Genomic DNA, 13,042 nt, shown 5'->3' with positions numbered 1-13,042 from the left:
TGCGGCTGAGTTGCATAGGTGTTGCAGATTTTGCAGCGCGCAAAGTCCAGATAGCACGCCAGGCCATGAGCAGCAAGACGTTTCGACACAATTGCGACGTATGCGAGCCCGAGTGCCCGAACGGCGCGATTTCGATGGGCCCGGAAATCAGTGTGATCAATCGCGTCTATCGATGCGCACCAATCGCGGCATGATCAAGTCCGAGCGCCCCTGGTTGCCTGCAACTGTCGGTTACACCGACAATTTGCGCTACGGCTCGCCAGAAGAACCACCAAGCGTCTAGCTGCGTTGGTTTGCAGCCGAAGCAAGTGCAACGCTAGACAACGCGCCAAAGCGCCACCATTGGCACGGTCGCAATGCTCAACTCCGCACGGGCCTTACCAACACACGTACATGACCGACATCCACACCCAATCCAGAAAAATCGGGGAACCCCTTCCCACCTTCGATTCGATCGACGTGGCCGCCGACGCGATCATCAAAGCGTTGTTCCGGCTCTACATTGTGATGAACCCAGACAAGTCGGCCGAGGACTTCGAAAGCGAGATCCTCGTGCCCATAGCGCAGTCGTCGGCTCAGAGTCCTGCGCGGATCGAAGTTCCCGCGTTCAAGAACCACACCCAGCATTCGTTTGTGATTTACATGCGGGCGATCTGCCATGCCTGCGCTCATGTGATCGACGCTGGAAACGCCAGCGAAGAAGGCCACGAAAGCGTGGGATGGTCCCACATCGCTAACGCCCAATACCTTCTAGGTTTCGCTGAGGGCGTATTCGCTCTGGAACCAGCGCTAGCCGGTGTCATCTCTGCACGTAGCAAATCCGGCTCCACAGAGCGCAACGCAAAATATGAACCATTGCGCCGACTTGCGCGTGAACTGGCTGCATCGGGCAACTATCCCAGCAAGCGAAATGCGGCTTTGTCGATCAAAGTCCAGATTCTCAGGGAATCGCAAGCGCAAGGCGTCAATCTATCGGAAGCTCAGGCCGAGCGCACCATCACCAAGTGGCTGGACGGTATGACGTTTGCTCGAAAAAATGAGCCGCTTGCGGGCAAACGGCGTACGTGACGTAGCGCGTGGGATATTTCTGAAAATCGCTCCGAAATAAAGTTCGTTTCGTCGATTCACTGATCGGCGATTTCCTCAACTTTACAGGAGCATTTTCATGGTTCAAGCACTATCCACCGAAATCGATTTCGAAACTGCCACACCGTCACCCATCGATTCGGTTCAGCGAAAAATCGATATCTCGCCCGCATCATTCTTTCTCGACAGGGTTTTCAAGCTAAAAGACGAGCACACCCGCTCCAGAGTTTTCCTTTGGGAAGTGCTCGCCAAGATTCTCGGCCTGTATCAGAGCGACTACAAAAATTCTCCGAATGCGGCGCGCGTCGAAAGCAAGCAATTTCTCGAAGCCAAGTGCGAGCAGGAAAAAATTCGAGTCACATCGGAAACGAGTGTTCTGACTATGATGGCCAAGCTGATCGTAAGCGATAACCGGCAGCTTGCTGCCGGTTATGCCCTCGTGCTAACAACCGCTGATGTGATGGGCCAGACCGAAAACTCATTCTGCGCCTGGCTTGAAAATGAAGGCGGTATCGAGAAGGTAAGGAAAACCTACGATGCCAAAGGCAATCCCCGCCCCGCAAAGAGTCCGGTCTCCCAGTCAATTCTTGCCGAACGAGGTCGCAGACGAATCGGGACAAACATCCTCTGCACGGTCGATTCGCAGGAGCTTGAGGATGCCTTGCCGCCCGTTGAGGTAGATCGCGAACGCACGGCGATTGTCACGTGTCATCCAGACGGCAGCGTCTCTATCCGGGCGATCGTTAATGACCAAGGTGTACTCACCCGAGCGTACGCGGCCTATGCGAATCAGCCCCAATCGGCCAACGCATCTGCTGAATCGGACGAAAACCTGAGCATCAACTAATCAATGCGGGTGTTTGGGAAGGCCTAGACGCCCATTTATATAGGATAACTTATCATGATCATCAACAACCTGACCTTTCCTTCAGCGAATACCGAGTCGTCAATCAAGCGCCTCATTGAACCGTGTTACGTGTTTCCGGCAAATGGAACTAACGGCATCATCCTGTATGGTCCATATGGAACCGGAAAGACGACCTGTGCAAAACTTCTGCCGGTAGGCATAGAAGTAAAGTACTCGTCCGATATGCCAAACATCCGTTACGAAGACTGCATGTCCGGCAATAACGATGTTGCGCTGATTAATTCGATCCACACTCAGATCAGCTATGCTACCTTGAGCGGCACGTTCCACTACATTATTCTTGACGAGGCCGACAACCTCACGCCTGTCGCGATGAGACAGCTGAAAAGTGTGATGAACCAGACTTACGGCGCCAGCATATTCAATGCGGTTTTCATCATGACCACAAACCACATCGACAGAATCGATCCCGGTGTGGTGTCGCGGAGCAAGTGCATCTCATTTCAGCCGTCCAATATGGATGTTTGGATCCCGCTCGCACGAACTGCCCTTACAGAAGCAGGCGTTCCGAATGCCGGAAGTATTAGCGACAAGTTCATTCGAAACCGTATTATCGCCAAGGGCAATAATCCCCGCGAAATTCTCGATAATAGTCAGGACGTCGCCTATCAACTGAACAACAGCGCTCAGCTTCGGGCCATCGCCTACCAGCCGTAAGCAAGCAAATCCGCACCCGTCCCGGGCAGTTCCACCGTTCGGGCGGGTCGCTCGGAACCTGCCAAACGTAGGTGTCACCTACGTTCCGCCAATCATTCACCCCGTCGGCGTGCGCAAGCAAGCGAGCCTGCCGGTGCATTGCAGTCTTGCGCGCGGCGCCGCACGGCGTTATAGTTTTTATAACAATTACGGGGAAGCCATGCGCGCGCATCAGCCAGACCTGCCGGCATGTCCGGCCGATCGGTCTCATCCAGGCCATGCCAGAATCAGCGCATGGCTCCTAGCCTACCCCACGTTTCGAGACACGCTGCAATGTGGCGAGACGGACTTTGGCTCCCTGCCTTCTTACGTCCAGCTTTCCGTGCTAAGTCGGATGGCGGGACACTCTGATACGAGATCCACATGTCAATCCGCTCTCGGCGGAGTTCGTGCGTCTTACGTCGAACTCGATACGCTCAGTGTCGAAGAAGCCGTGCAACGCTATCTGCTTAGCGGAGCAAGCAATCTTCAGACGGAAAGGAACGCGTCACACGCGCTTGAGAAGGTCGCTGCACTATTCCCACCTGTGACGATTCCACTTGTTGATAGGCCACCGTGCTTGCTCAGTCCAGGCAAAAGCATCTTTCTGGATGGCTGGATACGATTCTTCGCATACCGATCCCGAAACGACCGGACCATACCTTTGCTTGCGGTCGATTGGCCCTACTTGTACGAGCGGTTATCTGATCGCAGTCATTGCCGCACGCCACGCAAACTTTGACTTACACTCTAAAATCCTCCGGGGCTTTACCACGAATACCTAAATAATTCTATATCACCTCAATCCTCACAATCATTTTACCACATTGACGAAAGTCCGAATCACTTTGAAAAAGGAAAAAAATGATCTCCGCGCTCGGACTCATAGGAATGCTTATTGTAATTGCCTGCTTTCGATCACCCAATATTAGCTACTGGAATGGTTTCTCAATACGCAACATAAGCTCTCACCTTACGCCAGTAGGTCGCAAGCTTTACCTAATTTTCATTGGCGTATTCATATTGAGCCCGATTATAGGCGCAACATTTCACAGTTCAAATCGCCGATCACGCGATACACCTATTGAAGAAATACCAAAAAGTGAGATCTCACAGGAGGAGTTCACTTCAACGCTGCTCGATCACAGCAAATTCCAAGGAAAGCATATTTTTTGGCATGCCGATATAGTTGACACACAAAATAAGTTCTTGATAGTTGAGACTCCACAAGGTGAGAAACTTGAGCTTAAAGGGATAGACCCAACACCATACAAATCTGCCCCCGACAGTACAGAGGTGACATTTTCCGGAGTTTTGGACGAGCCTGGGTTCTTCGAAAACAGCTTTCAGTGGCACGTCCGAGATGCGAAGATATATCACGTTGAAAACAGCGCTGCCACATCCGCTCGAATCGCAAAAGAAAACGAAATTTATAAAGATGACTGCCTGGAACATGCATATTGGCCGATGGACCGGCCATACGCCACGCTCACCGAGTTCAGACGATTTCCGCCGTCAGGCCCGACTATTGACTACCACTATGTTGACCAATTTCATAACGTAATAGACAAAGAGTGTAATTACATTATGGCAAACGGTTCAGTCTCACGATACTTGCAACACAGCGCGGGAGGTAGCTGGACGTCGGAGTCCTCGACTGAGGAGCCTGCCACGAAGTTTATTGTTGCGTCGACGGACACATTCCCGCCGCGCGCGTCCGCTTCCGCAACCGCTACCAGTGCGCCAACCACTAATTCCGAGACAACCGCCGCGGCGACCGCACCGGCGGAGGTCAAGTCGAGTGGCGTGCCGTCAGCAGGTACCGCCACCATCACACCAGCCAGCACCGCGTCGCACGATGCCGCCCCCTTACCTACAAGCAATGGCGTCACAACATCATCAATCGCGCCCTCCTTGCCTCCATCGGCGACAGCAACGCAGGTGGCCACTACAGATCAGACTGCTACGTGCGCGACCGCAGTTGATTGCGCCAAGACCATGCTGGCCTTCGCCAAGTCGGAAAATCTCGCGGGAGCCATGCAGGCAGCGAACACTATTGACTCTCTCTCCAAACCGACTCGCGGCGACAAGGCAGTCGCACGAAAATTCAATGTAGATGCCTTGAACGCGCTAAAGGATTCAAGACCGGACGATGCAGTCAAATTGCTCACCCAAGCAAATCAGACCGACCCTGGTGACGTGGAGATTGTAAGCAACCTGTCTTATGCTTACGCCGCTGACGGACAACTCGCAAAATCCGAGGACACCGCCGTACTGGCGCTGACTCTCAATCCAAGGCGAACCAGCGTTTGGGCACCTTTAGCTGTAACGATCGCGAAAGAACACCGACCAGATCAAGCCTTGGAGGCCATGTGGTTGGCATATCAGTTCTCGAGCGACAAGCAAAGAACCCTCAACTTTATCACCTCAAAATTATCGGAGGAAAAGGATCCGGAGGTGATCAATATGTATGCAGCAAGTAAAGCGTGGTTTACCGAGAATAGACGACCCAACTTCCAGTAGAGCCAGGTCGTAGAATGATCATTTTTCTACTTGCTGTAATTGTGCTGATCATGCTATTTGGTCGAAGAATGTTTTGGTGGCTGATCACGCTTATTGTGCTGGGAATTATTGCCGGCACAGAAGGCGCGCACGCCGGAGTACGTCATGCGCCTGCATCGACGCCCCTTCTGACGTCATTTGGTACACGTAACGCGCTGACGGAAGAAAAGCTTTGCAGCGCGTATCTGATCGATGATGTCGAATACAAATCGTTAAAAAACAATCCTTAATTTTATCGCACTCCCAATACCCCAATTTATTTGGAGAAAAATATGGCTCTTTGTCCCGGCCGCATCCCCAATCATCCCGGCCAGCATGCGTCGAACGTCTACCGTTGTACCAAATGTGGCGCGGTCGGCTGCAAAGATCACCGATGCTCGAATCATAATTGGAGTCAGAGCGGCGGCTGCCTACGCTGCGGCAGTCACGGTACCATGAAAGTCGTGTAGTTTCGCTTTGCCATCCGATACAAAAGACATCAAACAATCCCGGATTGTCGGTTAAACTGACAATCCGGACCGCCTATCTAGGGCGTCATGGGTACTCTCAACTAAAGACGCTTCCACGCTGCCTAATTGATCGGCGCGCTATGTCGCACTCGCAATAGCGAAATTGCCCCCTTTACTACATACAGCACGATCAACGCACCGGCTAGATCACCGACAATCATCACCAGCAATCGCTCGCCAAAGTTGTGCGTGTTACCTTGCAGGAAAAACCACACGTGAAGAAGCAACGGATTCGCAACGGAATACGCAATCGCCAACAGGAGCAACCGCTTCGGCGTAAGGTTCGTCAATGACGCACGAAGCCCGTACCACTCTATTGCAAGGCGATAGACCGCATAGGGTGCGACCGTTGAAATGATTGCTCCTGCGATCGAGCGCACCGGATCATGCGGGAAAAAGTAGAAGAAATTGACAAGCAAGCTCGCAATCAGCAGACCGATTGCGCCATCGCCGCCCAGCAACAGCGTGCTCAAGAGTCTCACGCCTGACGGTAGGTAAATCCAGTTCACGCCGCGAACGAACTCGCTATGCGTGAAGATCACTTCGTTCAACCACAACGACAGGATGAACACGACGACCGTCCCCGCAATCGACCAGAAATGTAAACGTAAGCTAGACATTGTCGTATAAAATGTTGGATACCCTGTTCTGGCCGATTCGGATGATAGTCCTACGACCTGTCACGGCTTGGAAGTTGTCGCGTTCGGAACATACGCAATGACACGCCCTGCCGACATCTACCTTCGATTCCTGCAACTGACTGAAGCGTTGCGCGGGATGCCATCGTTGCCGTCGCTTGATCCGCTCGAAGAGCGGATATTGGAGTTCATCGCCCGTGCAACGCAGGCGAAGGAGCGCCTTTCCGTTCGGGACATGATGGCTCATTCGGAGCTCGGCTCGCCCGCCACGCTACACGCCCGCATTACGTCCATGCGCGACAAAGGCTGGATCATGCTCGGCGACACCGAAGACGCTCGTCGCAAGCAGATCGAGCTGACGCCTGCGGCCCTCCGACACTTTGACAAACTCGCCGAAGCCTTCACGAAGGCCACGAAGGGTACCTGACATTTTTGCATCTGCCGGTCTAACCGACACTATCAGATCAGAAAAAGCTCCGCATCCCTATCGCGACTCCCGTCTGATTTCCACGCCCCGGCAATTCCACACTTGCGGCACCGGTCACCCTGTTGAAATCCACCGTACAATAAATTTCGGTACGCTTTGAAAGCTCATACTCAGCCAGCTCGACAAGGGTGGATCGACTACCGCTTCCCAACGTACCGTTGCCCGTCGCAGCGTTGCGCATGTGATCGTAATAAAACGCAGTGGACAAGAGCAACGGCGCAGCAATCCGCCACGCAAATCCGGCAAATGGCCCGTCATCGATACGGTTCGTGTCCTTCAGCCGACTGATGTCCGGGATTTGTTGCTCGGCAAGCAGCATATCGACAAGGCCCGTATTGTCTTGCGAATGCAGCCAACCAGCGTAAAGCTTCACTCGACGCAGCTCATACATCAGATCGACGTTGAAGACCGTTTGCCGGTTATTTGAGTTGTCGCGTACCTGCTGGACGCCAGCCGCAACGTTAAGCGGACCAGCGGAATACGACACCAGTAGGTTCGCAAGACTTCCCGCAGCAAAGTGGCCGGGCACCTGGCCCGAGAATCCACCAGCACCGCCTATCTCGTAGTTACTGCCGAACGAGTACATCGCACCGACAAACAGCCTGCCGAACTGCCCTGTGTATCTAATCGAATTGTCGGCCGCAAGGCCCGCTTCGAGCGCCCATGGCAGCCATGAGTTCTCCGGGTAGTTCGCATAGGTCAGCGGATCGTACGTCGTAACCAGCTTGTCAAACAGCGGCGTGTCTTGACGGCCGAGCGTTACCGTTCCGAATTCACCTGACAGGCCGACATTCGCCGCGCTTCCGAAAAAACGGCCACTGTCGCTCAGTGCACCGTCCTGTGGATCGAAGTTGCTCTCGATCTGGAATTCAGCCTTAAGGCCCTCGTCCAAATTCTCCGCACCGCGCAACCCAACATGACTATTGATGATCGCCCCATTCGTCATGAACAGACGACCGTTGTTCTGAGCATCATCATTGTTCAAGTAGCGCAGCGTGACTTCCGTCATACCATACAGCGCGACCGAACTTTGGGCTGAAGCATGCTGGCAAGCCGTCGCAAACGCGATGCCGCTGACAGCGGCGGCGATCCCCCTGTATCTCAACTGCTGTCCCCGCGTTGTGTGGTCGATGCTGTTGGGCTCGCAGTCTACATGCAACGACTACCAGCGAGCCAGAAATTTAGCAGGCGCAGGTCCGATAATCGAACTTGCCAGAGAAAGCACTTGCGCAGCGTTCGGCGCAATCGACGTGCAAATTGTCTGTTAAAACGACAATTCGGATAGCTACAAGACTATTCGTCTTGGACCGAGGGATGAAACCACAAGGATTTCATCGCTCCGTGACTACCGCAATGCAAGCAACCGCCGCCATTGCTCCAGTTGCGGTTCGTGCAACGATGATCCTTGCAGCCAACGGCCCCGCACTTGGTGCAGCGGTAGACGTTTCCGCTGTGCTGACCTGCGTAATTCTGGATACGACCGGGACAAATTGCCATGTGTTTATTCTTCGCGAGTTTCCTAAACGCCTGCTGCTCTGAACAGGTCCTCCTTGTTCAACGGCGCAAACCTCGCAATGCCAATGCGCCGGTTGAATAACTGAACGGCCCTCTCGAAATACTGCCGGTCGTCGAGTCGGCGCACCTCCTGACCGAGCGACCATCCTCTACCCAATACATGCGTCAGGTCTGGCCTGCTCTCGCGCCTGAACGCCAAGGCAAGCTGCCGACGTGCTTCTATCTGGGCAGGACTGTATCGGCTCATCACACGAGATCCACGGCCTTGCGCTGCATCTCGTCGTTGACATCGATGTACCGCTGCGTAGTCGAAATGTCCCGATGCCCCGCAAGAGACATCAGCACGCGAACACCTACGCCCTTGTTCGCCAGATTCGTGATAAACGAGCGTCGGCCTGAATGGCTGCTCGCCCCCTGAATGCCCGCATCCTTGTACAGCCAATGGAAGTACTGACATAGCGTGTTGGCAGTGAACCCAGCCCGCTTCTGCGTATAGAACAGCGGGCGCTCCGGTCGCGGATTCTTGAGGCAGGCGACATAGGCAACCAGTTCGCGTCGCAACTTCTGCCCGAGAAAGACCGTGCGTGCGTGACGTCCCTTGGTCTGCTCAGGAGCAAGTCGAATTTCCGACTTGATCGAGCCATCTGCGTTGAGCACGTCCCCAACAAGCAATGCGGCTACTTCGCCGACACGCATACCGGCCCAATGCGTCAGCAGCACCATCGCCCGATTGCGCAGCACATGCCGACGCATCGAGATGTAGGTCAGTACCTGCTTGAGTTCCTTTTCAGTGAATGTCTTGGCCTGCTTCATTTCCCCTCCGAACAAAGAGAATTCATGTCCAGAGGATGTATTCTTTAGTTATACGGATCAACAACCAAATGACATCGGGCAGAGGCCAGAGAAATCAAGCACCTACGTGATAACCAAATGTTTTTGCTATTTCATTTGGTTTTAGCTTGCTGCTGATGGGAGATGTCGGTTAAACCGACAAGTAATGTGCGCACCGCTGCCGGAAATTGCCCGCTAACCGAACAATTTGCTTGCAAGTAGCGCCGTTGAAGTAGGAGCAGTAGTAGGGAAGGAAGTAGGAGAGGACGTGGACGAACTAGTTGTTGCTGCATGCGGTGTCTTCGACTACGAACATCTGGTTGCTTTCTGTCGCATGCTCTATCCGTTCCTTGTTCGTCGTATTTCTCACATATAGATGTCTTTATTTTCTTCGAGTAGTTCGTCACAAGATCCATCGGAGGAGTTATTCATTGAGATCTATAACCGCAAGAAATCATTAAAGAACCTCATGTAACGAAGCTCTTCGCAATAAAAGCTGCGAGGACCTTTGGTCATCACGCAGCTAGACGTTTCTATATCGGAGCGTTAGTCCTTTGGTACGTGGACGTTTCCGTAGTCCACGTTGTCGGCGTCGCCTATGCCGACTTCCTTGAGGATGTAGTCGATCCAGCCGTCCGATGTCAGAGGCTTGATGTCGACCTCAAAGTTGCCGAAATCCGTTTGAAGCCATGCGGCTCGAATCGCACTAGCGATCAATGCCTCATCGACTCCGCCTCGAAAATTCCCCATCATGCAGTGATAGTGCAGAAGCTTGTCCGTTACGATGCCTTCGATAACAGGAATTACATAGACACTCGTACCGAATCGCTTGGCTGCATTTCCATATACAGCTGCGTTCAGGCGTCGAATGAACTGTCGGAAATTCTCTTTCGCTTCGATCTCTGTCAAGCGCTGTGTAGTCAGTCCCTTGTTGGTCATGATTTCACGATACGGCTTCATGGTGAGCGTTACAGCATGCGTTAAATATGGCGCGTACTGAATCATCCAGTCCCGTGTCGCTACTTTTATGTTTATGTTCTTTTCCATAGCCTTATTTAGCAAGACCACGACGAAGCGCTCGATATAGCGTAAAAAATCCTGTTGATTTCAGCCGTAAGCGGCTACATCCTCACTCCACCACATAACTCAGGAGTCCAATATGAGCACGCTCACCAATCTAAAGCTCGTCGCTGCCAAGCGTCCCGGTTCGATGCCGCAAATCGTGCAACGTCGTAACCGTTTGATCGCGAAGATCTGGGAGCAAACGGAACTCGCGAAGGCTCAGCAAGCGGGAACGACGTTCTCACCTACGAAGTTCCGTTCGGTGAAGAATGCAGAAACCGGCGAGCGCCGCAACGTGGAAGTACAGAAGCGCGTTCGTGCGTGGTGGTGGACCGCCGAAAGCGGCAAAGTCTGCATGTCGGTCCGCTATGGCACAAAAACGCTGGAGCTTGCAAAGGGCAAGACGGCTATCGAAGTCGGCACGCTCGCCGAGCTGATCCCGACGCTCGAGACGCTCAAGGCAGCAGTTGAGGCCGGCGAGCTCGATACGCAGATCGACGCCATCAGTAGTCAAATGCGTTCGGGCTTCGTCGCCAAGTAAGCCGATCTCTGGCAGTAGGGCCGTAGGCATGCGGGACGCGCCGCTCACATCTGCGCCGTGATATTGTTAGTGGCTAGACCATCAGCCACATACAACAATGGCGCAGATTATCTATGTCCTGACCAACGAGGCCATGCCGAATATCGTCAAGATTGGGATGACCAATGGCGATAGCGTGGAATCTCGCATCAGCCAGCTTAGCTTGGCTACTGGCGTTCCCCTCCCGTTCGAGTGCTACTTCGCTGCGGAGGTTGAAGATTGCTCGAAGCTCGAAAAGGCCCTGCATCAGTTATTTGCTGATACTCGGATCAATCCCAGACGAGAATTCTTCAAGATCGATCCCGAGAAAGTCGTGCTGGCAATCAGCATCGGCAATTTCAGAGAGGTCACGCCTGGCTACACCGATATCGATTCGGAAGAACTGCAAGCTCTGGATAAGGCAAAGGCACGTCGCTCCAAGTTCAACCTGGACGCAGTGGGAGTCAAGCCTGGCGCGGAACTCACGCTGTCACGCGACGAAGCAATCACCTGTACCGTCGTTGACAGTGGCCGCGTGAGCTATAAGGGCGAAGTAATGAGCCTTTCCGCTGCAGCATTGAAGGCGCTTCAATCCAAGGGCTACACCACTCCAGCAGCAAGTGGACCGGGTTACTGGATGTATGAAGGGGAAACGTTAGGTGAGCGTCGCCGCCGCATGGAAGAAGAGCAATACGGTGACTCAACAGTTGATTGAAATTCAGCGAGTCGCTGTCTCTATCCGCACATAAATATCTGTACACAACGATAGAGGCAATGCCCATGAGATACCATGAAATCCTGACCCACGTTGGTCTACATGAAGTCGCTGACCTTGAGAAGCAGCGCATCGATGCACAAAAGCAAGCGGCCAAACGCCAGACAACCACAGCCAAGCGAGCGGACATCACGCACCGAATCCGGAAGTTGCAAAAGCAGCTTTCCGACCTCAACGCCAAGCCGATCTGACCAATATTCGCAGCAGAAAAGTCGGTTGGACCGACGTTTGCAGGTCTTGGCCTCTTTCGCACGTCGTCACAGAGAGGCCAATTTCAAAGACGTCCGTTTTTCGTGATTCCCGTGTGTACGGTATACATGAGGTTATCTGGGCTCAGCCCAGCTTTTTCGCCAGTTCGCTGGCCGACGTGTGATAGTAACGCTTCAGCATCTGAACGTTGCTATGTCCTGTTACCGATGCGAGTTCAATCACGTTTGGCAACCTCTTCGCGAGACTGGTTGTCGCCATGTGCCGCAAATCGTGAAAGCGAAAGTCTTCGATCCGGGCACGCTTGCATGCGCGCGGCCATGCGCACAAAACGATGTTCTGGCTAATCGGGATGACGCGCTCGTCAACTCGCTCCAAACTTTCCAGAATCGCAAGCGCCGCGCTACTCAGCGGAACACAACGATCCTTGCCGTTTTTCGTCATCGGCAAATAAGCCGTGCGCTCATCGAAATCAATGTGCTTCCATAGCAGGGATAGCAATTCGCCCTGTCGCATAGCAGTCTCAAGCGCAAGCCTAACGAGCGGAACCAGCCACTTGCTCCGCAACTCGTGACGCTCTGCGTTGAGTTCATGCAATAGACGATCAACCTCGGCCGGTTTCAGCATACGATTTCGACCGGGCGGCAATCTAGGCCGTTTCACAAGCTTCGCCGGATTCGTTATGCTAAGCCCCCATTCGCGCTGAGCATGCGTGATAACGGCGCTGATTGTCGCGAGTTCTCGACAGACGCATGAGTTGGTCGCTACCTTAAGACGTTGATCTCGATAATCCGCAAGCACGCTGGTCGTGAGGTTGCACATACTGTACTCGGCGATCTTGTGTCGCATCATTTTGCCGATACGGTATTCCTCACTGCGTCGGCTGCGCTTTGTCTGCGTAACCGACTCTTTGTAGCGCTCCAGCAGCTTTCCGAATGTTATGTCGGTCGTGCCGGCCGGATCGACCCACGTTCCATCATCCATCATAGTTTCGACGGAGCGCGCCCAAACCTGACCTTCCGCCTTTGTCGAAAACGATTTGTACTGCGTAGGAAATCCCTTGCGAGTTACTTTGACTTGCCAACGGTTATTACGCTGACTGAATGTGGCCATGCTTTGCTCCCAGTGTTGCATAGGTGTTGCAAAACATGATTTCGGACAATCGAAAATGCCGGAAAGCCTCGACCAACGGTGAAATTAGGTTTTGA

At 53.3% G+C, this 13,042-nt stretch carries 15 protein-coding genes; 10 read left to right on the top strand and 5 right to left on the bottom strand.

The annotated features are described in order from the left end of the window. The first annotated feature begins 393 nt into the window (after nucleotides 1-393). The 5 genes from HZI36_RS03370 (at nucleotide 394) to HZI36_RS03350 (ending at nucleotide 5,481) form a co-directional block, all read left to right on the top strand. Nucleotides 394-1,068 (top strand): hypothetical protein, encoded by a 675-nt coding sequence (locus HZI36_RS03370; RefSeq protein WP_179401219.1) that lies wholly within the window; start codon nucleotides 394-396, stop codon nucleotides 1,066-1,068. A gap of 97 nt (nucleotides 1,069-1,165) precedes the next feature. Further along, nucleotides 1,166-1,933 carry a hypothetical protein gene (locus HZI36_RS03365; protein ID WP_179401218.1) on the top strand — a complete coding sequence of 256 codons (768 nt, stop codon included), beginning with the start codon at nucleotides 1,166-1,168 and terminating at the stop codon, nucleotides 1,931-1,933. Between the two features lie 54 nt (nucleotides 1,934-1,987). Beyond that, nucleotides 1,988-2,671 carry an AAA family ATPase gene (locus tag HZI36_RS03360; protein ID WP_179401217.1) on the top strand — a complete coding sequence of 228 codons (684 nt, stop codon included), beginning with the start codon at nucleotides 1,988-1,990 and terminating at the stop codon, nucleotides 2,669-2,671. A gap of 882 nt (nucleotides 2,672-3,553) precedes the next feature. Further along, nucleotides 3,554-5,212, top strand: a complete 1,659-nt coding sequence (locus HZI36_RS03355; RefSeq protein WP_179401216.1) for a tetratricopeptide repeat protein — start codon at nucleotides 3,554-3,556, stop codon at nucleotides 5,210-5,212. A gap of 14 nt (nucleotides 5,213-5,226) precedes the next feature. Further along, nucleotides 5,227-5,481, top strand: a complete 255-nt coding sequence (locus HZI36_RS03350; RefSeq protein WP_179401215.1) for a hypothetical protein — start codon at nucleotides 5,227-5,229, stop codon at nucleotides 5,479-5,481. Between the two features lie 341 nt (nucleotides 5,482-5,822). Here the strand turns inward: HZI36_RS03350 and HZI36_RS03345 are convergent, their stop codons facing one another. Beyond that, complete coding sequence (locus HZI36_RS03345) at nucleotides 5,823-6,380, bottom strand: MASE1 domain-containing protein (RefSeq protein ID WP_179401214.1); 558 nt, start codon at nucleotides 6,378-6,380, stop codon at nucleotides 5,823-5,825. Between the two features lie 97 nt (nucleotides 6,381-6,477). On the opposite strand from HZI36_RS03345, the gene HZI36_RS03340 reads away from it, so the two are divergent. Then, a complete protein-coding gene (locus HZI36_RS03340; RefSeq protein WP_179401213.1) occupies nucleotides 6,478-6,825 on the top strand; it encodes a winged helix-turn-helix domain-containing protein in 348 nt (115 codons plus the stop codon). Nucleotides 6,826-6,862: 37 nt separating this feature from the next. Here the strand turns inward: HZI36_RS03340 and HZI36_RS03335 are convergent, their stop codons facing one another. Next, entirely contained in the window at nucleotides 6,863-7,990 is a 1,128-nt protein-coding gene (locus HZI36_RS03335) for a porin (RefSeq protein WP_179401212.1), read from the bottom strand. Nucleotides 7,991-8,199: 209 nt separating this feature from the next. Between HZI36_RS03335 and HZI36_RS03330 the strand changes: the two genes are divergently transcribed. Continuing rightward, nucleotides 8,200-8,424, top strand: coding sequence for a hypothetical protein (locus HZI36_RS03330; RefSeq protein WP_179401211.1), 225 nt, complete (start codon nucleotides 8,200-8,202; stop codon nucleotides 8,422-8,424). Between the two features lie 222 nt (nucleotides 8,425-8,646). Here HZI36_RS03330 and HZI36_RS03325 read toward each other — a convergent pair whose 3' ends face one another. Together HZI36_RS03325 and HZI36_RS03320 are read right to left on the bottom strand one after the other, a co-directional pair. Next, a complete protein-coding gene (locus HZI36_RS03325) occupies nucleotides 8,647-9,213 on the bottom strand; it encodes a tyrosine-type recombinase/integrase (RefSeq protein ID WP_179401210.1) in 567 nt (188 codons plus the stop codon). A 564-nt stretch (nucleotides 9,214-9,777) separates the two neighbouring features. Further along, complete coding sequence (locus tag HZI36_RS03320; protein ID WP_246326945.1) at nucleotides 9,778-10,236, bottom strand: hypothetical protein; 459 nt, start codon at nucleotides 10,234-10,236, stop codon at nucleotides 9,778-9,780. Nucleotides 10,237-10,390: 154 nt separating this feature from the next. Here HZI36_RS03320 and HZI36_RS03315 point away from each other — a divergent pair, with 154 nt between their 5' ends. From HZI36_RS03315 to HZI36_RS03305, 3 genes are all read left to right on the top strand, one after another. After that, on the top strand, nucleotides 10,391-10,834 hold the full coding sequence (locus HZI36_RS03315; RefSeq protein WP_179401208.1) for a DUF6641 family protein: 444 nt from the start codon (nucleotides 10,391-10,393) through the stop codon (nucleotides 10,832-10,834). Between the two features lie 97 nt (nucleotides 10,835-10,931). Then, nucleotides 10,932-11,567, top strand: coding sequence for a GIY-YIG nuclease family protein (locus tag HZI36_RS03310; RefSeq protein WP_179401207.1), 636 nt, complete (start codon nucleotides 10,932-10,934; stop codon nucleotides 11,565-11,567). Nucleotides 11,568-11,632: 65 nt separating this feature from the next. After that, complete coding sequence (locus HZI36_RS03305; RefSeq protein WP_179401206.1) at nucleotides 11,633-11,818, top strand: hypothetical protein; 186 nt, start codon at nucleotides 11,633-11,635, stop codon at nucleotides 11,816-11,818. A 142-nt stretch (nucleotides 11,819-11,960) separates the two neighbouring features. On the opposite strand, the gene HZI36_RS03300 is transcribed toward HZI36_RS03305, so the two are convergent. Then, nucleotides 11,961-12,947, bottom strand: a complete 987-nt coding sequence (locus HZI36_RS03300; protein ID WP_179401205.1) for a tyrosine-type recombinase/integrase — start codon at nucleotides 12,945-12,947, stop codon at nucleotides 11,961-11,963. Nucleotides 12,948-13,042 lie beyond the last annotated feature (95 nt).

The sequence above is a fragment of the Burkholderia guangdongensis genome (assembly GCF_013403875.1).
Lineage (GTDB): Bacteria > Pseudomonadota > Gammaproteobacteria > Burkholderiales > Burkholderiaceae > Burkholderia > Burkholderia guangdongensis.
Note: the sequence above shows the minus strand (reverse complement) of the source record. Positions and strands in the feature narration are given on the sequence as shown.